The sequence below is a fragment of the Pantoea dispersa genome, from assembly GCF_014155765.1.
GTDB classification, from domain to species: domain Bacteria; phylum Pseudomonadota; class Gammaproteobacteria; order Enterobacterales; family Enterobacteriaceae; genus Pantoea; species Pantoea dispersa.
In genome coordinates, this window is sequence record NZ_SCKT01000001.1 from 1,313,929 (window position 1) to 1,337,281 (window position 23,353).

A 23,353-nucleotide genomic window follows, 5' to 3' on the forward strand; every position below is an offset into this window, starting at 1 on the left:
ATTGAAAATCAGAACGCCCGCATTCTGTAGAGGGCATAAAGGAAATAGTACGCTGTGATAGTATTCAAATTCATAATCATGTACTTCAGTTTTTCATTTTTATTCAGCAGCGTAAAAATACCTTTAGAATATTTTCCGCGCTTGATTTGATTAATTTCCTGCGCAATATCAGCAGGTGAAAACGAGGCGTGATACATAGCGGTGACAATCTGCATATCCAGTGCCAGCACGCGTTTTGAGATTGCTTTTAAAAAATGGTCGAGATTACCCGACGCGTACTTTTCCACAATCGAATCGTACAAATCGGTAAGCGACTGTTTACGCACTTTCAGTTCGCTGTACTGCACTTTACGTTTCGACAGCGATCCCGCCACATCCTCATAGTGATAAGCCGCGCCTGGGGTGATGAGAAAATTACTGACGCAGCTGAAAAACTTCAGGTTAAACAGCAGGTCCTCACTCATCGAGACGCCTTCCATGAAGCGCAGATGAAGATCGTCAATAATCTGGCGGCGATAACATTTATTATGCAGATAGCCAATGTTGTCGCTCATCTCCAGCTCGCCCAGCACGTAAGGAATATCCTGCTGGCTGAAGAATCCCGCCTGCGAGACTTTGCCGATACGGTTGTCGTTGAGATTGCCAACCATTAAGTCCACCGCTTCGGCCGGCCAGGCGTTGAGATTGAGTTTGAAACTCATCAGGAAGTTATCGTCAACCCAGTCATCCGCATCGAGAAACAGGACATATTCTCCGCTGGCCTGCTGCAGCCCGCTATTACGAGCCGCACTGACGCCTGCGTTAATTTGATTAAGCACCGTAACCTGCGGATAGTGCGCAAATTCCTGCAAAATCCGGGCACTGTTATCGCGACTGCCATCGTTGACAACAATTATTTCATAGCTACTGAAGGTTTGATTTAATACGCTTTGCAGCGTACGCCGGATAGTGTTTTGCGCGTTATAAACGGGAATGATAATACTAAATAGCGTTTTTTCATTCATGATAAACTCTCTTTACTGTCTGAGGTTTTGATAGTGCTAAAGAGCTGCCATAGTTTCCTGGGGTTGAAAAAGATCAGATGAATACGCATGACCGGCTGTGCCGGGAAAAAGTAATTCAGCAGGGAGAATGATAAAAACTCGGTTAATACCACGCTCATGGCGGCACCGGTTAAGCCGAAATGCGGCACCAGCAGCAGCGACGACAGCAGGCAAATCACTAATACCGCGAAGGTTTTCTTCACCAGATAGCGGTAGCCGTTATATTTAATGATGAAGCGATCCATGACGCTGCTCAGCACCGCGCACATCGCACCGAGGCTGAGTAATAACGTTGGCGCGACGGCATCAAGATATTGCTCACCGTAGAAGTCACGAATAAACCAGCCCGACAGCAGCCAGATCGCCACAATTACCGCAGCGGAAACGCCAATTACCAGCAGATGCAGTTTCTGCGCTTTGACGATCGCCTGCTGGTCATTACGCTCGGCAAAAAACGCCGGATAAAACGATGCCAGCAGCGCGCTGGGTAAAAATACCCAGGCGGTTGACAACGTCAGCGCCACGGAAAAAATGCCCGCCTCTTTCACGCCGAGAAAATAAGAGACGCTGATTTGATTCACGCGGGTATAGAGCGCAACGGCAATCGCAGAGAAGATCAGCGACATGCCGGACACCAGCATGTAGCGCGAATACTTTTTCACGTGGCGCAGCGCCGGAAGCGGTGCACGCCGCTCATACAGCAAAAACAGCGTTAACTTGATGGTGAAAGGAATAAAGGTGGCGAGCACAATCGGAATCGCCAGCCAGGCTGGTTCCAGCTGGTAATAGGAGATCAGAAAGCGCACCGTCAGGCTGATCGCCAGGCCAATGACGTTGGCAATCACATTGAGACGCGCGTTAAGCCTCGCTTCGTTGTAAATATTGACCAGGTCAATGGATGAGAACAGGCAGGCAATGGCTGCCGCGCAGATAAAGACCAGCGCGTCGGCGCTCCACTCCTCTTCCATAATCGCCATGCCGACAATCGACAGCACGCAATACAGCACCAGTACCAGCAGGAAGGTCGCCATCATCAGGCGCAGGCCGGAGTGATGATTCTGCGCGATGCGTTTCAGCAAAATCACATCGCTGCCCATCAGTGCGATGGTCTGAATAAACTGAAATACCAGCATGGCGATGGAGATAATGCCGAAGGTGGTAGGCCCGACGTATTTCGCCACGTAGGAGGTGACAAAGATCAGGCCGAATACCGCAATCAGCTTTTCGGCAATCATCCACATGGAGTTTTTTAATTTGTCTTTCACAACGCCTCCGGTGCGATTATTTCTCTGCCAGCCGGCGCAGCCGTGAAACCAGGCGCGGGCTAATGAAAAACAGCGCAAAGTACAGGCTCCACGGATTAAGTAGCGGTCCGGCGGTGCACCAGCTGCGGAAACTGCGGCGATAGAGCGTGATGTATTCATCAATGAAGGCGCGGCTCAGGCTGTCGCTGTGCAGCCCTTTGTGGATGTAAGACGCCGTGACTTTTAAATAGAGGTGGTAATAGCAGCGATAATGCTGGCTCGATAAAAACGCCTTCATGCCGCTGAACGAGCGGGCAAAAGAGAAATGTTTTTCCCGCAGCGCCGAACGCGTGGCGGAGTGCGTGGATTTGACGTAGTGATAAACCACCCGCTGCGTCATCACTACCTGGCGATCCTGCTGCAGATGCAGGTAGTTCATGACAAACAGCAGGTCTTCGAAATTGGCGATCTCTTCGTTGAACCGCAGCCGGTGCTGACGAATGACATCGCCGCGAAACACCTTGTCACAGATACCGTGGCGCGGATGGTAATAGAGCAGATCGTTAATCGCCGCCGACACCGACAGCGTGTGCGCCTGTTCACGGTTGGCGGGAAAATCCAGCGGGGCACCGTCCGGGTTGAAGTGTTGTGACTCGCCCACCACCATCGCCGTTTCATCACTCATCAGCCGCACATACGTCGAGAAGGCCTGGGGCGGCAGGAAGTCATCGGCGTCTAAAAAACACAGCAGCCGGCCGCGCGAGGCGCTAATGCCCCGGTTGCGCGCCGCCGAGACGCCCGCGTTGGCCTGGCTGATAAGGTGGAACTGCGGATAACCGGCGTAACGCTGCAGGATCGCCAGCGAGTCATCGCTGGAGCCGTCATTAATAAAAATGGCCTCAAAGCGAACCTCATCCTGTTGCAACAGGCTGTCGATGCATCTTTCCAGATAAGCTGCGGCGTTATACACCGGCACAATGACGCTAATCAGCACGTCGTTAACGGGAGTTTGCATATGACCTCAAAACATAATTTATCGGGGGGTAAACCCGCCGTGACAAAATAAAAATCGATACTGAACCGTTAATACTTAACGTTTAACGGCCCATGCTTTCATGCGGCTTAACATTAATACGCCGCTGTTTTCAGAGTTTCCTCAGCAAAATATGACCGCCGGAATACGTCTTTTTTTTGCTGGCGGCAGATAAGAATTTCGCTATATATTCAGGTCAGGTTTATCTGGCGATTTAAAGGATAAAAACCGCAGGCTACCGCCCCTGGCTTACAGCGACCAGCGTGCTGAAATTCTCTTTGGTGCATTTTCAGGCGTAAAGAAGGGGCGCTGCACTCCGCAGAGTTCAGTTATTTATCAGCCAGTTAGCCCCAACGCTTCCTGCACAGCAACGTATTTATTGCGTTGCTGCCGGGTAAAACATTTATCAGATAGAGGTTTATTCGTTATCCTGAACGGCGCTACCTCTCCAGCTATTTTTTGCCGCATCAGGAGAACGGGAACTGCCGACCGCGGTTGAAAAGGTGCATCTTTCGACGGGCCTTCGCAACGAGCGTCACGACATTAACGATATTTGCTGTATGCCCTGCACTTTTATTACGCCGCGATGTGTGTTGCGCGGCGCGAGGTGCAAGTGGCGTTAATTCAGTCCGGCTATCGCAGACGGACTGCAAATGGCACAAGGCCCAAAATTGCGATCTGATTCAAAACTTTTACCGCATTCTTACCAGGCGCAGTTATAAGGTCAATGCCTTCCAGACCAAAACGGAATTTACTCACTCGCCCCGCCACAATATTTCGCGCTGACTGATTAGCATGGATAAAGCGCAACCGCGGCGATTGATAAGGGCGGCGCGCGCTGCTGACCAGGAATAAGAGCAGGGAAACCGGCGGATAAGTCCAGTAGCGTCCTAAGCGGTTGTTATCGCAATGGGTTACGCCCTCGCCGTCCCGCTTAAGCAGTAATAATCTTTATTCATTCTGCTGACCTGCTATTTTTAGTAGTCGTCAAGCTCTGCCTCTATAAATTAGCGCCGCGCGAAAAAATACAGATCCTTACCGCATCACAAACTCAACTTAGCGCGATTTCATGCTGCTTATTTTAACAATCAGCGCTTCGCTGACGTGACTTAGGCCAAATATTTTTTTAAAGAAAGCCGGTAAATGCCGATAACGCTATCAGTGTATTTATCAGTGAGCCCGGAAATGATCAGCCTGCAAACCAATCTGTCTGCCCTCAACGCCAGCAAGCAATCTGCCAGAAGTGGCGCGGCGCTGGGCGATGCGATCCGCCATTTATCGTCGGGTATGCGCATCACCAGCTCGCGTGACGATGCGGCAGGTCAGGCGATTGGTAACCGTTTTAGCAGCCAGCAGAACGGCCTGGCGGTGGCGCAGCGTAATACCGGTGACGGCCTGTCACTGGTCGAAACCGCGGAAAGCGCGCTGGATGAGATCAATAACCGCCTGCAGCGGATTCGCCAGCTGGCGGTTCAGGGATTAAACAGCACCAATTCGCAGAGCGACTCAGACGCCACTCAGGCGGAGATTAACCTCAATCTGAAAGAGATTGACCGGCTCAACACCACCAGCAGCTTTAACGGCATCAGGCTGCTGGATGGCAGCGCCGGTAAGCTGGGATTCCAGGTTGGCGCTAATGACAACGAGAAAATCAGTCTCGACCTGTCGGCACCCGGCTTCAGCGTGGAGGCACTGGGACTTAAGGATTTGGTGATCAGCGGCATCAGCGGCAAAGTGACCAATGTCACCACCCTCACCGGCCTCGCCACCAATATGGCGTTCAGCAACCCGGCGATCACCGTGAACTATCTGCCCGCCAGCGGCTCACCGCAGCTGGTGCGCAGCAGTGGTGATAACCGCCAGTACGTGCAGAGCAGCGACGCCGACGGCAAGCCGGTCTATTATCTGGCCGCCGTCAGTGCGCGCTGGGACACCGCCACGGCTGCCGGTAACGTCTCGATTAGCCGCAGCAATCCGGCGCCGCTGTACAGCAACGTCAGCAGCATTGCGTCGCGCACCATCCCGGCGGTTAATTTTCAGGACAGCAGTGGCAGCGCGCTGAGCACCACGCCCGCAGCCACGTTAACGCAGGATAATGGCCAGTATTATATTGAGCAGAACAACAGCTGGTATCCGGCCACGCTCAGCTTTGGCAGCAGCGGCGCGGTAACGGCACGCATGACCGGCGGTGCCGCCAAAACCGACAGTGATTTCGCGACCCTGCCGACCACGGTGACCGACACGCCGGCGATCGACACCAGCACCGCCAGCCTTAGCTTCAGCGATGCCAGCGGCAACGCGGTGAGCAATGGCCGTCTGCTGCGCACCAGCGGCGGGCAGTATGTAATGGAAGTGGATAACGGCGGCGGTAACTACCAGTATTATAACGCCGCCGTCAGCGCGACCTCGGATGGCACCAGTAATGCCCTGAGCATCGTCGCGACCAGCGCCAGCAGCATTAATATCTTCAGTGCGGTAAACAGCGTGACCGGCACCTCTTACATCACGCTCGATCCGGCCAATGTGGATGTGCGCTATACCGATGTCGATGGCAACAGCAGTAATGATGTGCTGAAACTCGACGCCGACGGCAATTACTACATGGATGTGCCGAACGGCAATCTGGATAAAACCGCCACCTTCGTGCGCAGTGACAGCAGCGGCAACCTGATGCTGAAAACCCTGCAGGGCGTGGGTGACGTGCAGATTTACTTCCAGGCGGCTTTGTCGTCAGTGACCGATGCCTCCACCAACTTTACGACGCTGCGCGTGGCCGAGACCGGTTCAGAGATCCGCCTGAAGCATCCGGACGATCCGCTCGCCACGCTGGATCGCGCTATCGGGCAAATCGACAGTCAGCGCACCCGTCTGGGCGCCGTTGCTAACCGGCTGCTCTCGGCGCAAACGCTGCAGGGTAACGCGACCGCCGCCATTGCGGCATCGCGCTCCCGTATTGAGGATGCGGATTACGCCACGGAAGTCTCCAGCCTGTCGCGTCAGCAAATTCTGCAGCAGGCCAGCAGCGCCCTGCTGGCGCAGGCTAATCAGCTGCCGCAGCAGGTGCTGAAGTTACTGAACGCCTGATAAAGGACGTCATCCGGCTTCAGATGAGGCAGAAGCATCACGCTGCGCACGCACAAATTCGGTGAGCGCCCGCAGTGCCGGCGGCACCAGCCGGTGTCCCGGATAGTAGAGGCAGAGCGCACCGAGAGGCACCTGCCAGCCGGGCAGCAGGTGCACCAGTCGGCCCGCCTGCACATCCGCCGCGACCTGCTGTTCCGTCATGCAGGCAATGCCCAGACCCGCCAGCGCCGCCTGGTGGATGGCGCTCATGTCGCTGGCCGCCATACGCGGCTCGCCCTGCAGCCGATAACGCTGCTGCTGCTGGCTCAGCTCCCAGCGGTAAACGCTGCCGTCCGCCATGCGCATACACAGGGTTTGATGCTGATCGAGCGCCTCTGGCGTCTGCGGTGTGCCCGCGTGTGCGAGGTAGGCTGGCGCGGCCACCACAATCATGCGCATTTCCGGCGTCAGCCTGACGGCAATCATATCGCCCGGCACGTCCTCTGCCAGCCGAATGCCTGCATCGAAGCCGTCGGCCACGATATCCACCCGCTCTTTCTGGCTGTAAATATCGACGCGAATGCGCGGATAGCGCTGCAGGAACGGCAGCAATATCGATGCGTACCACAGCGCGCTGCTCTCCGGCGGCACGTTGAGACGCAGCATGCCGGCCGGATCGCCCGGATCGCTGCCGGCTTCCTCAGCCGCGCTGCGGATCATCGCCAGCGCTGGCACAATTTTCTCGCTGAAACGCCGTCCGGCATCGGTCAGCGCGACGCTGCGCGTGGTGCGGTTGAAGAGCCGCACGCCCAGCCGTTTCTCCAGCGCGGCAACCGCATTGGTCACCGCCGAAGGCGACATCTCCAGCTCGCTGGCCGCCGCTTTAAAGGTGCCGCGCCGCGCGACCGCCAGCACAATTTCCAGTTCAGTCAGACCTGTCCGGTTCATCTATTATTCCGTTTCGCGCAATACCCTTTGCAGGCGGAGGCGGATTATCGCCGCCGGTGGTGCGTGCTACTTTGCCGCCACGCAACATGCAAAGGAGCATAGCCATGCACATGATTGAACACATCTATATCAACGGCCAGTTTGTCACTCCTGACGGCGATGAATGGCTGGATATTATCAAACCTGCCGACGGCAGCGTAATCGGTAAAGCGCGTCTGGCCAATGCGCAGGATGCTGAACGCGCGATTGCGGCGGCAGCGGCGGCGTTTCCCGCCTTCGCCGCAACCACGGTGGCGCAGCGCATCACCCTGCTGGAACAGATGTACCATGCGGTTAACCGAGCCGAAAGCGAGCTGCGCGCGGCGATCCTTGAGGAGTACGGCGCGCCCACCGCACGCTCCGAGTGGATGAGCCGCTATCCGGCTGACGTGATTCTGCAGGTCATTGAAGAGCTGAAACGCTATCCGTTTGTACAACAGGCAGGCCGCGCGCAGGTGCAGATGCTGCCGCTCGGCGTTGCCGGCCTGATCACACCATGGAACAGCAACGCCGGCTTTATCTGCCACAAACTGGCGACCGCGATTGCCGCAGGCTGTACCGCCGTGATCAAACCCAGCGAGTTCAGCCTGTTGCAGACCCAGGTGATCACCAGGGCGCTACACACCGCCGGTTTGCCTGCGGGGGTGTTTAATATCGTCACCGGACGCGGTGCCAGCGTTGGTGAAGCCCTGAGCCGCAGTCCGCAGGTGGCGAAAATCTCCTTTACCGGCTCGACCGCCACCGGCAAAGCGATTTTGCGCAGCGCCGCCGACACCTTTAAACGCGTCACGCTGGAACTGGGCGGTAAATCACCGACGCTGATTTTGCCGGATGCCGATGCCACGCAGGCAGCCGGGCTGGCGGTTCAGGCCGGCTTTATCAACAGCGGCCAGGCCTGTATTGCCGGCACGCGCATTCTGGTGCCGGAGCAGCGCAAGGCCGAGTTCGAACAGGCGCTGACGGCGGCAGTCGCTGCGGAGGTCTCCGGCGATCCGGCTGACGCGCGTACCACCATCGGGCCGATGGTCAACGAGAAACAGTGGCAGCGCGTGCAGCACTATATTGCGCTTGGCGAACAACAGGGCGCGCGCCTGCTGACCGGCGGCAGCGGCCGCCCGGACGGACTGCACCACGGCTGGTATATCCGCCCGACGCTGTTCAGCGATGTCACCAATGAAATGCCGCTGGCGCGCGAAGAGATTTTTGGCCCGGTGCTGAGCATCCTGACCTACCGCGATGAAGCCGAAGCCATCGCCATGGCCAACGACAGCGATTACGGCCTGTCGGCACTGGTGATCGGGGCGGATGAACAGCATGCGCGCAACGTGGGAGAACAGCTGATCGCTGGCCGCGTGATGATCAACACGCTGGCTCACGAACCGCGCGCGCCGTTCGGCGGTTTCCGCCACTCCGGCATAGGCCGGGAGATGGGACAGGCGGGTATCAGCGCGTTTCTGGAACCAAGGGCGCTGATTGCTGAGTAAGGATGAGGTGAGCGCTGCAGTGAATAGCACTGCGGCGCAGGGTGTAATGCCAGAGCCGTGTTCTTCTCTTTAGATTGTCACTTTACCGATCTTCTCAAGTGAGTATTTTTCTATGGCAGACGCCAGGGCGATCCGAAGTTTTATTATCATGAAATATGAAGGTAGTAATCGTCCTGCGCCATCTCAGGCTGATCGCATTTCAGCCTGCACCAGTTCATGCATTTGAGAAATCGCGGCTTTAATATACTCCTCCTGAGGTTTAAATCTCGACATGTGTCGAACGCAAACAACAGGAACAGATTTATCGTTGAATCGGCCAACGAAACCAAACGTTGTGAAATAACCCTTTGGATGGGAATACATCAATGTATCTTTATCGCCAAAATGCTTCAGTAACAGGCTTGCAGCAGAGAGTGATGACAGCCCGTTGCTGTGCGCAATAATCAACTCCGGATGACACATTGCCAGTGTAACTTCCTCAAAAAAAGACATTGAATTTTTTATCAGCTCTTCCATTGTCTGATTATGTTTGATGGCTTCCTGTTTTAAGGATGCTGCGTTTTCGGAACACATCATCAAAGCATTGGTGTAAACCACATCCTGCCAGTTATAACCCAGACTGGCTGGAATTTGCTGTAAGCGTCTGGCCAAATGGGTAATTCCCCACGATCCCTGCGTTCCTTTTTCCACGTTTGAAACATCGGGTTCTTCATAATCTTTAATTATCGAGTTTGCATTTGATATGTGAGCATCCACCGCCGAGCCATTGAATCCCAGCATGATAAGACGCTTTCTGGCTGGAGGAGCCGCTAAAAGCTCAAATGCATTATCAAAAGGTCTGCCGGGAAGATTGCTGAGATCAAACCTGGCTAATCCATCTAAAATAAATTTCTTTGTTATTTCCATATCATCCTCAATTTCACGGTTATGTCAAAGCTGTCTTCTGTTCTATCGGGGCGGTCTTTTCTTTAGCCGAATGGCGTTGAGTTTAACCGCCTTATTAGAGTCATTAAAATGGCTTAAAGAAAGATCATTCTGGACGGTAAGCATTATCCTGATGGATTTGTAATTAAATCGCTAAAACAGATTATTAATTGTGGCCATTTTGTTTACAGCGTAACAACACTTACAGGAATGACTTTCCGCAATCTCAGGCCTGAATAAAGGCGCGGTCACTTTACCATACTGTATAGATAGCGGGTACGCACATCCAACGCCCATCGCCTTTCTGCGCACGCAAAAAAATCGACAAGCTTATGGATGCTTCGGTCTCAAATCTGTCACACAGGCTGAATCGGGACAGTAACAATATTAGATAAGGGATTGATTTAACTGGTGCCGGAAACAGGAGTCGAACCTACGACCTTCGCATTACGAATGCGCTGCTCTACCAACTGAGCTATACCGGCATTGAGGCGGGAACTACGGGGAGTAAACATAGAAAAATCGGGGGGATGAGTCAAGATGGTGCCGGTTAAGTGCTGTGTTTTTCAGCATCACCCGGGCTGGCCTTACGATTTTGACGCGGAAAAGCCGCGGCGAACAGCGACCACTCGCGCCAGACACAAAAAAAGGCGAGGCCGCAGCCTCGCCAAAAGGTGCTGGCCTCAATCGTAATAAGGAAGCTTACGATCGACACCGTTGATATTGACCAGCACAAAGCCCGTCGGCGTGGTTTTATTGGTCGGCGTACCTGCTGCCGTCGCGACGGTAAGCACGCCTTTCTCGTTAGCCCCAATACCCGCGACGCCATTGTGCAGGCCAAAGCGCGCCGCCGGTTTGAGGGTGCCCATTTTGGTGGTATCCGTCACCACCGAGAAATCAGGCTGGAACAGCGAGCAGGAGCCAGCTTCAAAACGCGTCGGACCGGTGGTCTTCAGGTTAATCAGCGTGTCGCCGCTGTTGGCGCGCAGCTTCACCCATACCACGGCATACGTGGTGCCGACGCGGCTGTAGCGAATATCCAGCACCGCCGGCTGCCCCATATGGCAGGCGTCAGCCCATACCGTTTCCAGCCGCTGCAGGTTAATCCACGTTTTCCCGGTGCCCGCCAGATTGACCGGCGAAGCGGCCGTTCCGGTTGGCTGGGTGGCGTCGGCTTTACCAATCAGCTCCATCACCCACTGCTGATTCGCCGTCGGGAAGAACAGCTGGCCGAGGCGATACCAGTTATCGGTGTCGGTATTGTTGGTGACTTTGTGGCCGCTGTAATAGCCCGCGCGGAATGAGCCGGTGATCAGCGTGCCGTGATGCTCTTCGCGGCGATAGCCGTAGTCAAAGGTCGACAGCCAGCGCGTGCCGGCCATATCGTTCGAGATCTTCGCCCCAGACTGCAGGCCAATCTGGCGCATAATGACGCGCGCATTATTGAGATTGAACGGCGTGCCGCAATCCTCAATGTTCAGCGTATCAATGCTCCAGGCACCGTCCGACAGATCGCCCGGATTACGCGTGTGCTCAATCCACACGTTACGCATGATGCCCTGCGTCACGCGCGGCATGTACAGCGTGGCGTCGCCGTAGCCGGTCTGGAAGTTACAGTTGCAGATCTCGATAGCCGTTGAGTGGTCCCACTTGCCGTTTGGCGAGTTCGACCAGCCAATGTCAAACACCCGGCCATAGGTCCACAGCGTGTAGATCTGGTCGAATTTACTGTCGAGCGTATCCAGCGCTTTAATCACCGTGCCGCCGCTGTTTTGCGCGCGGAAACAGTAAATATTTAATGTGGTGCCTTCGATGCAGGTGTTTTCGAAGAACGGCTGCACGTTGGTACACATCTCGGCGGTAATGGTACCTTTGTTGGTGGTGACGTCGGCCGATGCCTGACCGTGCCAGGTGATGCCTTTGATCGCGGTCCGCCGTGCCTTCACTTTGAACACCGTGTTGGCACTTTTGTCGGAGATAATGGTGGTGCGCGGCAGCGAACCCAGCTCCACGTCATCCCCCTGCAGACCAAAAAAGGCGATCTCGGTGGCGCTGATGTCGATCGGGTTAATCAGGAATTTACCGCCCGGGAAACGCACCGGCAGGTCACGGATATTACCGCTGTAGCCCTGCGTCCACGCCAGCATGCGGTTAAAGGCGTCGGTATCGTTAGCGTAACCGTCCCCTTTCGCGCCGAAGTGGTAGACGTTGACGTCGGCCGGATCGTTGATCACGCGTTTCCAGTAAAAGCCATTGCCGACCGCCAGCGTACCGCCGTCATCGGCGGCCGTGGTGGTGCCGATAAAGCCGGTGAAATCACCGCCGCCACGGAAGGTGGAGTCCGGGTTATAGCGGCGCAGGAACGCCAGGTCGCCGTTTTTGGCCGGCACAGTGGTACGCAGTTCAGCAAAAGAGTTAACTTCGATCATCTTAGCCTCCTCGGCATTTCAGGTTTGCAATACAAAGCGAGAGAACAGCGTCAGTGCGCCGCCGGGCGGCAGTGCTGGTCCCAGAGATCGTTGTGGTTGTTGATGGCGCGCACGGTGCGAATGTCCATGCGTTCGGCGTCATTGCCGTGGGTGTAAATCGGGGAAAATAATGAACAGGCGGAGTCGATAACGACGGGCGCCTCAGGGTTGGTGGTATTTCGACTGCTGCAGCTTGTCGCGAGCAGCAGCGTCATCAAGATTACCGTTACGGGTTTCCACACGTCTGGCCTCCTCACGCAGCTGTTGCTGCTGCTGATTAACTTCAACCGCCTGCGCGGCGGTCTTTTCGGCCTGCGCAACATCAGCTTTCGCCTGCTGCTGCACCTTGCCGATTTTTTTACCGCCGGCGTAGCTGGCAATCAGCGCGGCAATCACGCCGCCAATTGCCGCCAGCCAGTGCCAGCTGCCGGCAAGCTGAGAAAGAAGAAAGCTCATGATTTGTCCTCCAGCGTTTTTCTCTGCTCCACCAGGTTCTTCTGACGCACGAACTGCGACAGTACGCCCATCGCCACCATGAAGGCGCCGATCAGGCCGAGATAGTTGTGCGGCAGGATCTCTTTGATATCCGCCGGCAGCGCGTTCCATGCTTCCAGCGCTGACGAGGGAAACGACTGCACCCAGGCGCTGAGCATTGAACCCAGCGACGCCAGCCACACCGACCAGGTTTTAAACAACAGGCGCGCGTGTTTAACAAACTCCAGCGTGGTGAAGCGCTGCAGCAACAGCAGCAGGATGATGGCCGCCAGCACGGCGATAACGAACAACAGCCAGCGCATGTTCATAACAGCCCCCGATAGATGTCGTAGGTGCCCGTGCGCATCACTTCGGCATGACGCCGGGCGCGCCCCGCAGTTTGCCGCGCCCACAGGCTATCGATCATGGCGTTCGCCGCCGCGTCGAAATCGCGTTGCGTCACCGCGGTGAGCATGCCGCGAAACAGCGCCAGACCGTCGACGCCCATCTGGTAGGCCATGCTGATCAGCACATCGCTGCGCGCCTCGTTGCATTGACTCAGTGCCTGCTGCAGCAGCGCGCGCTGCTGCATCTCCTGCACCTTGCCCTCAACGATGCACTGCTTCCACACGTCACCAACGCGGCGCGGCACGCGGAAGATATAGTGGCTGAGCGACGCGCCTTTCGGCCCGATGCGAATACCGCCCGCAACGGTGGGAAACCCCTGCGTGTCGAGGTAAGGCGCTTCGCGGTATCCCTCTTCGAAATTCAAAATGGCAATGATTTGGCTCATAACGGTTCCTCTTTGACGGGCGCAACGGCATGAAAAGCTGCGCAAATAACCACAACACATAAACCTCGCTGATCGGTTGCGCCGGGCGACAGGCAGCCGTTAAGCGCAACGCTCAAGCGCAACTAAACAGTGAGGAAAGGTGAAACGTTCCGTTCAGAACTGGGAAAACAGCAGAGAATTAACGCACGGCGTACAAATGAACGTGGGGCAAACAGCAGTTATCAAGGCTGGGGTTGTCGTTGCAGGGCCGCGTGGGCGCCAGTACTGCGCGGTCTACCCGGGAGCGGATTTCCCGCTGGCAGATGCGCTCGGCGGTGCGCAGGGTGATCTCATCACACTCCAGGCCCAGGGCACTGTCGATGCTGCGCTTCAGGCGGCTGAGCGGCTGACGCCGCCGGTGGCGACGGGTGCGCGCGTTACCGCTAAAGACTGATTTGCCATATTGAATAATCGCCATAACTCCTCCTGTGAATGAGTCTTTGGCGATGGGGTGGTGAGCACGGCGATTCGGCACAGACCGGGACGTCCGTGGCCCCTCTGCAATCACCCGCAACTGGCTTGCCCGGCCGTAAAAAACGGCCAGGTATAAGCAGAGGAGAGTAAAAGCAGAGGACAACTGACGACGCTGCTAAGTGCGTATCCACCCCATCCCAAAATTCACTGACTTTGGGTGGGTTGTCTCGCGCTTGTGCAGCGCCTCAATTGTTTAAGAGCGGGCTCATCCGGGAGCAGAGATGTCGTCCATCTATGGTCAAATTATTAACAGGTTCTAATGCATTGGCAAACACTGACAGTTAATTTTTTATTTACCGACAGTTAAATTTTTGATTTCAGCCGGATTATTTTTTTTGCCGGTTAACGCACTGCTGCTCAGCCCAGAATCTGATAGTGACGCGCCTGGCTCATGATGACGCGGGCAATCACCTGCAGCGACGCCGCTTCGTCCAGCGTCAGATACCAGGTCTCGTAGCGTTTGTTGTCGGAGATCACCGCCACCTTCTTGTGCTGTAACTGCAGCCGCTTGAGGTAGAGCTGGTTGTCGAGATTGAACAGATAGATGCCGTCGCCGTCGAAGCGGTGCACGCTGATATCAACGAACAGCTGATCGCGCGGTGCGAAGGTGCCGGCCATGGAGTCACTGTTCAGGGCAATCAGCCGGATGTTTTCGGCCGGGCGGCCGTTAAACAGCACGCGCGCCTCATCCAGACCGTATTCAATTGCCTGAATGGTCTCGACCAGTTCGTCGCGCGCGACAATACCCTGTGCGCTGCGTTGCCCGATATCCAGGCTTTCGACGCGGAACATGTGCTGCGGATCGATCAGGCGCTGACGGGCAAGCGCCACATCCGGTTTTTCCATGCCGAACTGTAGCCACTCCACGCGCACGCCTAACAGCTGGCTGAGCGCCAGCAGATTACTGTCATCCGGAATGGATTGCGCGTTAAACCATTTCCAGACCCCTGGAGTTGAGATCCTGCATCCCCGTTGTTGCAGTGCCTGAGCGACCTGTTTGTTCCGTCCATGTCCGACAATTCCCGCGCTCTCGCATGCGGCAATCAGCCTGGCAGTAAAAGCTTGTCTCGTACTCTCTTTTTTAACCATCAGTTAATAGTCTGCCATCAGTAAAAGACTGAATGTTATTTTCATTTTTGCTACCAGTTCATTTTATATTACCGCTAGTTTACTACCCAACCGCTTTTATCAATAAAGCTGGACGATCATTATCCTCTTCGCCCTGGTGGAAACCAGTAATGAATCTCTGACAGCTTGTTCTGACAGGGGTTTTCAGGATTGTTCTGTAACGCTGAGACCAGCACCCACAGCAAAAAATGGGCGAAAAGCCGCAGGCGCGCCACAGATGACAGGAATAAAACGAAAAGCTCTGGAAATAACTGGATCGAAAGCGATCAAAAAGGGCACCGCGTCAGGTGCCCATTGTGATGCCGGAGAGAAAACTAACGGCGCAGGGTATCGTCGCCCCAGCCAATCCATTTGTAGGTGGTGAGCGCTTCGAGGCCCATCGGACCGCGCGCATGCAGTTTCTGCGTACTGACCGCCACTTCAGCGCCGAGACCGAACTGGCCGCCGTCGGTAAAGCGGGTGCTGGCGTTGACGTACACTGCCGATGAGTCGACCTGATTCACGAAGCGATTGGCGTTGCCAATGCTGCGCGTCAGAATGCCGTCGGAGTGCTGGGTGCCGTGCGCGCGGATGTGCGCGACCGCTTCATCGAGGTCCGCCACCAGCTTGACGTTCAGATCGTTCGACAGCCACTCATCGTCGTATTGGTGCATCTGCACCGCCACCACGCTGGCCGGGCCCTGCTGCAGCAGCGCCAGCGCGTTTTCGTCGGCGTGCAGCGCAATGTTCTCCTGCGCCATGCGCTGCAGAAACGCCGGAATGAAGCGTTCGGCCTGATCGCGATGAATCAGCAGAGTTTCCAGCGAGTTACAGGCGCTGGGACGCTGCTTCTTGGCGTTAACAATCACCTCCAGCGCGGCGTCCGTCTCCATGGTTTCGTCGAGATAGAGATGGCACACGCCGATACCGCCAGTGATCACCGGAATGGTGGAATTTTCGCGACACAGCTTGTGCAGCCCGGCGCCGCCACGCGGGATCAACATGTCAACGTAGCGATCAAGCTTCAGCAGCTGATTCACCAGTTCGCGATCCGGATTCTCAATCGCCTGCACCGCTGCTGCCGGTAAACCATGCTCGATGAGCGCGTTCTGGATCACCCGCACCGTGGCGGCGTTGGTGCGGTAAGTCTCTTTGCCGCCGCGCAGAATCGCCGCGTTGCCGGTTTTCAGACACAGTGACGCCACATCGACCGTGACGTTCGGGCGCGCTTCGTAGATCACCCCGATCACGCCAAGCGGCACGCGACGTCGCTCAATGCGCAGGCCGCTGTCGAGCAGCCCGCCGTCGATCAGCTGGCCAACCGGATCGGCCAGACGGCACACTTGGCGCACGTCGTCCGCGATGCCTTTCAGGCGCTGCGGGTTGAGCGTCAGACGATCGAGCAGCGCCGCACTCATGCCGTTAGTGCGCGCATCGGCCAGATCCTGCTGGTTAGCCGCCAGAATGTCGGCGCTTTCCGCTTCCAGCCGATCGGCGATGGTCAGCAACACCTGATTTTTTTGTTCGGTGGAGAGCTCCGCCAGTTTGTACGACGCTTCACGCGCCGCTTTACCCATCTGTTCTAACATCATCCGCTCCTTAACTGACGATCATATCGTCGCGGTGCACCGCAACCGGGCCATATTCGTAACCGAGGATCTCACCAATCTCCTGACTGTGATGACCAGCGATCATGCGCATCGCATCGCTGTTATAGCGCGTGACGCCGTGGGCGATATCGCGCCCCTGCAGGTTACGAATGCGGATCACTTCGCCGCGCGAGAAATTGCCCTGCACCTCGCGGACGCCTTTCGGCAGCAGCGAACTGCCGCGCTCCAGCACCGCCGCCAGCGCGCCGTCGTCTATGGTGATCTCGCCCGCTGGTGGCGCGCCGAAGATCCAGCGCTTGCGGTTTTCCAGCGGTGACTGCTGCGCGTGGAAGCGCGTCCCCACCGGTTTGCCGTGCAGCACATCCCCGATCACATCCGGGCGGCTGCCGGCCGCAATGATGACGTCAATGCCGGCGCGGCAGGCAACATCCGCCGCCTGCAATTTGGTGGCCATGCCGCCGGTGCCGAGACCGGAGACGCTGCCGCCAGCCAGCGTGCGCAGCGCATCATCAATCTGATGCACATCGCTGATCAGTTCTGCCTCGGGATTGGTGCGCGGATCGGCGGTAAACAGGCCAGGCTGATCGGTCAGCAGCAGCAGTTTATCGGCACCGCCGAGCATCGCCGCCAGCGCGGACAGGTTGTCATTATCGCCAACCTTGATTTCCGCGGTTGCCACCGCGTCGTTCTCGTTAATCACCGGCACGATATGGTTGTCGAGCAGCGCGCGCAGCATATCGCGCGCGTAGAGGAAGCGTTCACGGTCTTCCATGTCGGCGCGCGTCAGCAGCATCTGCCCGATATGGATACCGTAGATGGAGAACAGCTGCTCCCACAGCTGGATTAAACGGCTCTGCCCCACCGCAGCCAGCAGCTGCTTTGAGGCGATGGTCGGTGGCAGTTCCGGGTAACCAAGGTGTTCGCGACCAGCGGCAATCGCGCCTGAGGTGACGATGATAATGCGATGACCGGCGGCGTGCAGTTGTGCACACTGCCGAACCAGCTCCACCATATGCGCCCGGTTCAGCCGGCGCGATCCGCCGGTGAGGACGCTGGTACCCAATTTGACCACCAGGGTCTGACTGCCACTCATGTTTTTCCTGCCATGTAAGAAAAAAATCTGCGAAGGGACGTTTTAACAGGAGTCAGCAAGGAAGCCAACAGCGGCAAGGGGAAAAGCACAAAAAACGCCTGACAAGCGGGTAGACCAAAAGTTCGCGATTAACAAGAAATCAGAAAAAATGTCATAAAACCTTCATTGCCAGTCGGTAAAACGTCCCGTGTTTTACAAACCTTTTCACGGGTACAACAAATTTTACTCATTGGGATTGATAGCAAAATGAAGAAAAGCACACTGGCACTCATCGTTTCCGCGCTGGCTCTGGCCTCAACCGCACAAGCCGCAGAAGTTTATAACAAAGACGGTAACAAACTGGATCTGTACGGTCGTGTGAAAGGCATGCACTACTTCAGCGACAACGCAGCCGCTGACGGCGACAAAACTTACATCCGTCTGGGCTTCAAAGGGCAGACGCAGATTAACGACCTGATGACCGGCTACGGTCAGTGGGAATATCAGTTCCAGGGTAACCGCGCAGAAACCAACACCGACGCTAACATCGGTAACAAAACCCGTCTGGGCTTTGCCGGTCTGAAGTTTGGTAACTACGGCTCTGTTGATTACGGTCGTAACTACGGCGTGGTTTACGATGTGCTGGCATGGACCGACGTGCTGCCAGAGTTCGGTGGCGACAGCGCCTACACCGACACCTACATGCTGGGCCGTACTTCTGGCGTCGCCACTTACCGCAACAGCAATTTCTTCGGTCTGGTGGATGGCCTGCGTTTCGCGGTGCAGTATCAGGGCAAGAACGATTCCACCAGCGCCAACGGCCGTTCAGAGATTCCTAAGCAGAACGGCGACGGTTACGGTGCGTCACTGGGTTACACCCTCGGCGATAGCGGTGTCAGCCTGATGAGTGCGATCTCCTCTGCTGACCGTACCAACTCGCAGGACGTGGCGACCCGTCTGGGCCGTGGTGACAAAGCGGAAGCCTGGGGCGCGGGCATCAAATATGATGCGAACAGCATTTACCTGGCATCGACCTACTCTGAAACCCGTAACATGACGCCAATCACGGGCGGCGTGGCGAATAAAACGCAGAACTTTGAAGTGGTTGCACAGTATCAGTTCGACTTCGGTCTGCGTCCATCGCTGGGCTACGTGCAGAGCAAAGGCAAAGACATTGAAGGCATTGGCGATGCGGACATCGTGAAATATGTCGACGTGGCGATGACGTACTACTTCAACAAAAACATGTCGGCCATGGTTGACTACAAAATCAACCAGCTGGATGACAACAACCCGCTGGGCATCAACAGCGATGACGTGGTGGCGGTCGGTCTGACCTACCAGTTCTAAGCTTCAGCATTACCCTGTCTGTGTCTGTAAAAAAAGAGCCGGCTCATCACCGGCTCTTTCTTATTCTGGTCTGACTCAGGTTCAGGCGCTGAGTTTAACCGGCTCTTCTTTGAACCCCGCCGCGGGCCTGAGATCAAGCTTAAACTCATGCAGCGTGGCTTTCAGGCGCTCGTGGAAATTACGCAGCGTGCTCTCCACTTTCTCATTGTTCTCTTTGCCCTTGATGGCGGCCACGCTCCAGTCGCCGTCTTTATCAAACAGGCCGAAGTGGTATTCGTAGGTGAAGTGATCTTCATAGGCGTTCAGCGTCATCCACCAGCCCCAGAACTCGCGGCTTTCCGGCGCCGGTTTGACGTTGACGCACGCCGCCAGGCAATCAAAGAAGAAACGCGTCTCTTCACACTGTCCTTCACGGATGTACGGCCCCAATTCGGTGAAGCGCTTAAGCAGGCGACTACGGGGGTGACCACTCGGTAACGTCATGCTAACTCTCTCCCTCAAATAAACCGTATAAAACGCAGCGCGGCGGCAAAACGCCACCGCACGTATTTTCCCGAAGATAAGTTGTAGCAGAGTCTGCGTATTTCGCCAGTTAGCGCTGCAACTGTTTTGCCAGCCAGTCGCAAATTTGATTGAGCGCCTTGTCAAAGCTGGCAAACACTGGCGTAGCGGGAATCGCCAGCGCCTTGCCCTGCGCCGAGGAGTTGACGATCAGCTGCGCCTCCTCTTCAGGGCTGAACAGATCGTTGGGCCAGTAAGCGGCCAGCATCGGCACCGGCGTCCGGCGGCCCAGCAGGCCCTGCACTTTGAGCGAATAGCGGTTGAGCTCGATGCGCAGATTGCTGTCGGAGGTCGACGACATGCCCAGCCGGCTGGCCAGCATGTCCATATACATATCCGGCAGCTGCTGCTGGCGCTGCGCATCGACAAACACGTGATGCACCATCGGCCCGAGCGACGCCACCGCGCGCAGACGCGGCACCTCCAGGTAAGCCAGCCGCGTCGCCACGTTGGCGCCAAAGCGGTAACCGAACAGCGCCACGCGCGTGTGGTCAATCCACGGCACGTTGCTCAGCTCGCGCAGCACCTGCTGATGCAGCTGGCTGGTGTCCTGATTGAGCGTCCATTTGCTGCTGAAACCCACCGACGGCATATCCAGCGTCAGCATGGCGATGCCGCGCGGTGCCAGATAATCGTGAAACAGCCGGTAATGGTCGCTCTGCAGCGAGTCGAGACCGCCGCACAGCAGCACGGTGGGATACGGCGCGCTGGCCTGCGCCGGCATATGCAGGAAGCCGGTGACCGGACTGCCGCCGCTGATGGGAAAGGTCAGAGATTTCAGCTCGCCGGGCAGGCGCTGGGTGGCTTCTTCATAAGCGCGATTCGCCAGCACCTGCGCCTGATCCGCCAGCTCATCGCCTTTAATGTAGGGATACGCGGCCAGGCTGTAGAGACTGGCGGCATGCAGCCACTGCTGGCCGGCCTCATCGTGATCGGCGTTCTGCATCGCGCGCTGCTGCCACAGCGCCGCCTGCTTCGACCACTCATAGTTCCAGTTGCCGCCGCGATAGCCAATTACCGTGTCCAGCAGCGTTTCGTCGGTGTGTTCAAATTTACTGACGGCAATGCGCGCCAGCACTTCGCTGATCTCCTGCGGCGCCAGGCCGCGCCACGTCCACAGCAGCTTATTCAGCATGCGATACCAGCCGCGCTGGGTATCGCCTTCCAGGGCATTGTGCACCTGCGCCGTCGGGTGGTGCTGGCGATGCACCAGCGAGGAGGTTTCCGGGTGTTTGAAGCGGGGTTTGAACAGTTCTTCGCTGAGATTTTTCTCGGCCATCTTAAGCTTCTCCTGCGGCAGTCGCATAGATGGCTAAGAGTGTACTGCACCCGCCGCACGGGCGCGAGGCGCAGAAAACACAACGCCCGGCATAACCGGGCGTTGTTTGCGTTGCATCAATCAGCTTTTTACAATCGGCGGAATGTACACCACGCCCATGTCCCACGGCTGCTCGATCCAGGTGTTCTGCGGAATATCGACAATGTAGTCGTCCACCAGCGCGCGGCCAGCCGGCTTGGCGAAGATGGTGCAGAAACGCGCTTTTGGATACATATCACGAATCGCCTGCGCGGTACCGCCGGTATCCACCAGATCGTCGATGACCACAAAACCTTCACCGTCGCCTTCTGCGCGCTTCAGCACTTTCATTTCACGCTGGTGATCGTGATCGTAGCTGGAGATGCACACGGTATCGACGTAGCGAATCCCCAGTTCACGCGCCAGCAGCGATGCCGGAACCAGACCACCGCGGCTGACCGCGATGATGCCTTTCCACTGTTCCACAGGAAGCAGGCGCTGGGCCAGTTTACGGGCATGAATCTGCAGCATGTCCCAGGTAACGACGTATTTTTCGCTCATAAAAGGAATCCCGGCCAATGAGATTGGCTTAAAAATATGCAAGGGGGAAAAGGTTGCGCGAGATTATAAGGATCTGACGCGTTAAAAACCAGCACCTGTCACATCGGTTGCAGGTTTTTAGCGCGCCCGATGGCGCACCCGGCAGGAAACAGTGATATTCTCTGGCCCATCACGTCAGATGTGCTGACGGCGATCTTTCACTGGAAACCCGCGTGCGAGCGGTATGTCCGCCGCGCTGACACAGGAGACGCGTTGTGTCTGAATTGTCTCAACTTTCCCCGCAGCCGCTGTGGGATATCTTCGCAAAAATCTGCTCGATTCCGCACCCTTCTTACCATGAAGAAGCGCTGGCCGAATACGTTGTTGGCTGGGCTAAAGAGCAAGGTTTCTGGGTTGAACGCGATCAGGTCGGCAATATCCTGATTCGTAAACCTGCTACCGCAGGCATGGAAAACCGTACTCCGGTGGCGCTGCAGGCGCACCTCGATATGGTGCCGCAGAAGAACAATGACACGGTACACGACTTCACCAAAGACCCGATTCAGCCGTACGTTGATGGCGAGTGGGTGAAAGCGCGCGGCACCACGCTGGGTGCGGATAACGGTATCGGTATGGCCTCTGCGCTGGCGGTGCTGGCGGACAACAGCCTGACCCACGGTCCGCTGGAAGTGCTGCTGACCATGACCGAAGAGTCGGGCATGGACGGTGCCTTTGGTCTGCAACCAAACTGGCTGCAGGCGGACATCCTGATCAACACCGACTCGGAAGAGGAAGGTGAGATCTACATGGGCTGCGCCGGGGGTATCGACTTTATCACTACCCTACCGCTGAGCCGCGAGGCCGTGCCTGCCGGTTTCGAAACCCTGAAGCTGACGCTGAAAGGTTTGAAAGGTGGTCACTCCGGCGCGGACATTCATCTTGGTCTCGGCAACGCCAACAAGCTGCTGGCGCGCTTCCTTGCCGTGCACGCGGCTGAGCTGGATATCCGTCTGATTGAGTTCACCGGCGGTACGCTGCGCAATGCGATTCCGCGCGAGGCGTTCGCTACGCTGGCCATCGACAGCCATAAAGTGGATGCGCTGAAGTCTGCTGCCGCCCATTTCCAGGCCACGCTGCAGAATGAGCTGGGCAGTAAAGAGAAGAACGTCGCCGTGCTGAGTGAGCCGCTGGCGCATCAGGGCCAGGCGCTGACCGCAGACAGCCGCGATCGCTTCATCAACCTGCTGAACAGCACGCCAAATGGTGTGATTCGCAACTCGGACGTGGCGAAAGGCGTGGTGGAAACCTCGCTTAACGTCGGCGTGGTCACCATGGAGCAGGACAGCGCCGAGATCATCTGCCTGATTCGCTCCCTGATCGACACCGGTAAAGATTGGGTGGTCGAAACACTGACTTCGCTGGGTGCGCTGGCCGGGGCGAAAACCGCGCCGAAAGGCGGTTACCCGGGCTGGCAGCCGGATGCCGACTCGCCGATCATGGCGCTGACGCGTAAGACCTATGAAGCGCTGTTTGGTAAGACGCCAAACATTCAGGTGATTCACGCCGGTCTGGAGTGCGGTCTGTTCAAAAAACCGTATCCGGACATGGACATGGTGTCGATTGGGCCTACCATCACCGGTCCGCACTCGCCGGACGAGCAGGTGCACATCGACAGCGTCGGTCTGTACTGGAAACTGCTGACCGCGCTGCTGAACGTGGTACCGGAAAAAGCGTAACGCCGTTGCGATAAAAAAATCCTGCCCCCGGGCAGGATTTTTTATTTACGGTAA

General features: G+C 56.5%; 21 protein-coding genes and 1 tRNA gene. 4 read left to right on the forward strand and 18 right to left on the reverse strand.

The genetic code is table 11. From position 1 onward, the window contains the following. Positions 1–8: 8 nt before the first annotated feature. Genes H7K56_RS06370 through H7K56_RS06380 form a run of 3 tightly spaced genes read right to left on the reverse strand, consistent with a single transcriptional unit; the run spans position 9 to position 3,302 of the window. Complete coding sequence (locus tag H7K56_RS06370; RefSeq protein ID WP_058758003.1) at positions 9–1,004, reverse strand: glycosyltransferase family 2 protein; 996 nt, start codon at positions 1,002–1,004, stop codon at positions 9–11. Next, a complete protein-coding gene (locus tag H7K56_RS06375; protein ID WP_058758004.1) occupies positions 1,001–2,308 on the reverse strand; it encodes an oligosaccharide flippase family protein in 1,308 nt (435 codons plus the stop codon). Before H7K56_RS06375 ends, H7K56_RS06370 begins: the two co-directional genes overlap by 4 nt. Positions 2,309–2,324: 16 nt before the next feature. After that, the gene (locus H7K56_RS06380) at positions 2,325–3,302 is read right to left on the reverse strand and encodes a glycosyltransferase family 2 protein (RefSeq protein ID WP_150361748.1); all 978 of its coding nucleotides are present in this window, start codon (positions 3,300–3,302) and stop codon (positions 2,325–2,327) included. Positions 3,303–4,505: 1,203 nt separating this feature from the next. Here H7K56_RS06380 and H7K56_RS06385 point away from each other — a divergent pair. After that, positions 4,506–6,404, forward strand: a complete 1,899-nt coding sequence (locus H7K56_RS06385; protein WP_170264771.1) for a flagellin N-terminal helical domain-containing protein — start codon at positions 4,506–4,508, stop codon at positions 6,402–6,404. A 9-nt stretch (positions 6,405–6,413) separates the two neighbouring features. Here the strand turns inward: H7K56_RS06385 and H7K56_RS06390 are convergent, their stop codons facing one another. Continuing rightward, complete coding sequence (locus H7K56_RS06390) at positions 6,414–7,331, reverse strand: LysR family transcriptional regulator (protein ID WP_150361746.1); 918 nt, start codon at positions 7,329–7,331, stop codon at positions 6,414–6,416. A gap of 104 nt (positions 7,332–7,435) precedes the next feature. Between H7K56_RS06390 and H7K56_RS06395 the strand changes: the two genes are divergently transcribed. Then, entirely contained in the window at positions 7,436–8,854 is a 1,419-nt protein-coding gene (locus tag H7K56_RS06395; RefSeq protein ID WP_150361745.1) for an aldehyde dehydrogenase family protein, read from the forward strand. A gap of 183 nt (positions 8,855–9,037) precedes the next feature. Here the strand turns inward: H7K56_RS06395 and H7K56_RS06400 are convergent, their stop codons facing one another. The 11 genes from H7K56_RS06400 to proB all read right to left on the reverse strand — a co-directional run bounded on the left by H7K56_RS06400 (position 9,038) and on the right by proB (position 17,836). Next, a complete protein-coding gene (locus H7K56_RS06400) occupies positions 9,038–9,760 on the reverse strand; it encodes a hypothetical protein (RefSeq protein WP_150361744.1) in 723 nt (240 codons plus the stop codon). A 427-nt stretch (positions 9,761–10,187) separates the two neighbouring features. Continuing rightward, a tRNA-Thr gene (locus H7K56_RS06405) sits at positions 10,188–10,263 on the reverse strand. Between the two features lie 198 nt (positions 10,264–10,461). Then, positions 10,462–12,207 (reverse strand): putative phage tail protein, encoded by a 1,746-nt coding sequence (locus H7K56_RS06410; RefSeq protein WP_021507268.1) that lies wholly within the window; start codon positions 12,205–12,207, stop codon positions 10,462–10,464. A 50-nt stretch (positions 12,208–12,257) separates the two neighbouring features. After that, positions 12,258–12,461: a hypothetical protein gene (locus H7K56_RS06415; RefSeq protein WP_182688981.1), complete on the reverse strand. Its 204-nt coding sequence runs from the start codon at positions 12,459–12,461 to the stop codon at positions 12,258–12,260. Further along, a complete protein-coding gene (locus H7K56_RS06420) occupies positions 12,409–12,702 on the reverse strand; it encodes a hypothetical protein (protein ID WP_058769339.1) in 294 nt (97 codons plus the stop codon). Before H7K56_RS06420 ends, H7K56_RS06415 begins: the two co-directional genes overlap by 53 nt. Beyond that, positions 12,699–13,043 carry a DUF7940 domain-containing protein gene (locus H7K56_RS06425; RefSeq protein ID WP_182688980.1) on the reverse strand — a complete coding sequence of 115 codons (345 nt, stop codon included), beginning with the start codon at positions 13,041–13,043 and terminating at the stop codon, positions 12,699–12,701. The genes H7K56_RS06420 and H7K56_RS06425 overlap by 4 nt, the downstream gene beginning before the upstream one ends. A 2-nt stretch (positions 13,044–13,045) precedes the next feature. Continuing rightward, the gene (locus H7K56_RS06430; RefSeq protein WP_150361742.1) at positions 13,046–13,513 is read right to left on the reverse strand and encodes a lysozyme family protein; all 468 of its coding nucleotides are present in this window, start codon (positions 13,511–13,513) and stop codon (positions 13,046–13,048) included. Positions 13,514–13,691: 178 nt separating this feature from the next. Continuing rightward, positions 13,692–13,970, reverse strand: coding sequence for a transcriptional antitermination N peptide (locus tag H7K56_RS06435; RefSeq protein WP_150361741.1), 279 nt, complete (start codon positions 13,968–13,970; stop codon positions 13,692–13,694). Positions 13,971–14,383: 413 nt separating this feature from the next. Next, positions 14,384–15,115 carry a S24 family peptidase gene (locus tag H7K56_RS23480; protein ID WP_150361740.1) on the reverse strand — a complete coding sequence of 244 codons (732 nt, stop codon included), beginning with the start codon at positions 15,113–15,115 and terminating at the stop codon, positions 14,384–14,386. 353 nt (positions 15,116–15,468) lie between these two features. Beyond that, positions 15,469–16,722, reverse strand: coding sequence for a glutamate-5-semialdehyde dehydrogenase (proA, locus tag H7K56_RS06445; protein WP_150361751.1), 1,254 nt, complete (start codon positions 16,720–16,722; stop codon positions 15,469–15,471). A 10-nt stretch (positions 16,723–16,732) separates the two neighbouring features. Beyond that, a complete protein-coding gene (gene proB / locus H7K56_RS06450) occupies positions 16,733–17,836 on the reverse strand; it encodes a glutamate 5-kinase (RefSeq protein ID WP_058758012.1) in 1,104 nt (367 codons plus the stop codon). 246 nt (positions 17,837–18,082) lie between these two features. On the opposite strand from proB, the gene ompC reads away from it, so the two are divergent. Further along, positions 18,083–19,165, forward strand: a complete 1,083-nt coding sequence (ompC, locus tag H7K56_RS06455; protein ID WP_021507277.1) for a porin OmpC — start codon at positions 18,083–18,085, stop codon at positions 19,163–19,165. Positions 19,166–19,246: 81 nt separating this feature from the next. Here ompC and crl read toward each other — a convergent pair whose 3' ends face one another. The 3 genes from crl to gpt form a co-directional block, all read right to left on the reverse strand. After that, positions 19,247–19,648, reverse strand: coding sequence for a sigma factor-binding protein Crl (gene crl / locus H7K56_RS06460; RefSeq protein WP_021313042.1), 402 nt, complete (start codon positions 19,646–19,648; stop codon positions 19,247–19,249). Between the two features lie 109 nt (positions 19,649–19,757). Then, positions 19,758–21,005, reverse strand: a complete 1,248-nt coding sequence (gene frsA / locus H7K56_RS06465) for an esterase FrsA (protein ID WP_058769336.1) — start codon at positions 21,003–21,005, stop codon at positions 19,758–19,760. 120 nt (positions 21,006–21,125) lie between these two features. After that, entirely contained in the window at positions 21,126–21,584 is a 459-nt protein-coding gene (gpt, locus tag H7K56_RS06470; protein ID WP_021507279.1) for a xanthine phosphoribosyltransferase, read from the reverse strand. A gap of 254 nt (positions 21,585–21,838) precedes the next feature. Between gpt and pepD the strand changes: the two genes are divergently transcribed. Beyond that, entirely contained in the window at positions 21,839–23,299 is a 1,461-nt protein-coding gene (gene pepD / locus H7K56_RS06475) for a beta-Ala-His dipeptidase (RefSeq protein ID WP_021507280.1), read from the forward strand. Positions 23,300–23,353 lie beyond the last annotated feature (54 nt).

Excerpts from the sequence above, each read along its gene's own strand:
- H7K56_RS06420 (WP_058769339.1), bottom strand. The coding sequence starts at position 12,702 with ATGAGCTTTCTTCTTTCTCAGCTTGCCGGCAGCTGGCACTGGCTGGCG.
- ompC (WP_021507277.1), top strand. The coding sequence starts at position 18,083 with ATGAAGAAAAGCACACTGGCACTCATCGTTTCCGCGCTGGCTCTGGCC.
- H7K56_RS06370 (WP_058758003.1), bottom strand. The coding sequence starts at position 1,004 with ATGAATGAAAAAACGCTATTTAGTATTATCATTCCCGTTTATAACGCG.
- H7K56_RS06380 (WP_150361748.1), bottom strand. The coding sequence starts at position 3,302 with ATGCAAACTCCCGTTAACGACGTGCTGATTAGCGTCATTGTGCCGGTG.
- H7K56_RS06385 (WP_170264771.1), top strand. The coding sequence starts at position 4,506 with ATGATCAGCCTGCAAACCAATCTGTCTGCCCTCAACGCCAGCAAGCAA.
- H7K56_RS06410 (WP_021507268.1), bottom strand. The coding sequence starts at position 12,207 with ATGATCGAAGTTAACTCTTTTGCTGAACTGCGTACCACTGTGCCGGCC.
- crl (WP_021313042.1), bottom strand. The coding sequence starts at position 19,648 with ATGACGTTACCGAGTGGTCACCCCCGTAGTCGCCTGCTTAAGCGCTTC.
- H7K56_RS06400 (WP_150361744.1), bottom strand. The coding sequence starts at position 9,760 with ATGGAAATAACAAAGAAATTTATTTTAGATGGATTAGCCAGGTTTGAT.
- H7K56_RS06430 (WP_150361742.1), bottom strand. The coding sequence starts at position 13,513 with ATGAGCCAAATCATTGCCATTTTGAATTTCGAAGAGGGATACCGCGAA.
- H7K56_RS06395 (WP_150361745.1), top strand. The coding sequence starts at position 7,436 with ATGCACATGATTGAACACATCTATATCAACGGCCAGTTTGTCACTCCT.
- proB (WP_058758012.1), bottom strand. The coding sequence starts at position 17,836 with ATGAGTGGCAGTCAGACCCTGGTGGTCAAATTGGGTACCAGCGTCCTC.
- H7K56_RS06425 (WP_182688980.1), bottom strand. The coding sequence starts at position 13,043 with ATGCGCTGGCTGTTGTTCGTTATCGCCGTGCTGGCGGCCATCATCCTG.
- H7K56_RS06435 (WP_150361741.1), bottom strand. The coding sequence starts at position 13,970 with ATGGCGATTATTCAATATGGCAAATCAGTCTTTAGCGGTAACGCGCGC.
- H7K56_RS23480 (WP_150361740.1), bottom strand. The coding sequence starts at position 15,115 with ATGGTTAAAAAAGAGAGTACGAGACAAGCTTTTACTGCCAGGCTGATT.
- H7K56_RS06415 (WP_182688981.1), bottom strand. The coding sequence starts at position 12,461 with ATGACGCTGCTGCTCGCGACAAGCTGCAGCAGTCGAAATACCACCAAC.
- gpt (WP_021507279.1), bottom strand. The coding sequence starts at position 21,584 with ATGAGCGAAAAATACGTCGTTACCTGGGACATGCTGCAGATTCATGCC.
- proA (WP_150361751.1), bottom strand. The coding sequence starts at position 16,722 with ATGTTAGAACAGATGGGTAAAGCGGCGCGTGAAGCGTCGTACAAACTG.
- H7K56_RS06390 (WP_150361746.1), bottom strand. The coding sequence starts at position 7,331 with ATGAACCGGACAGGTCTGACTGAACTGGAAATTGTGCTGGCGGTCGCG.
- frsA (WP_058769336.1), bottom strand. The coding sequence starts at position 21,005 with ATGGCCGAGAAAAATCTCAGCGAAGAACTGTTCAAACCCCGCTTCAAA.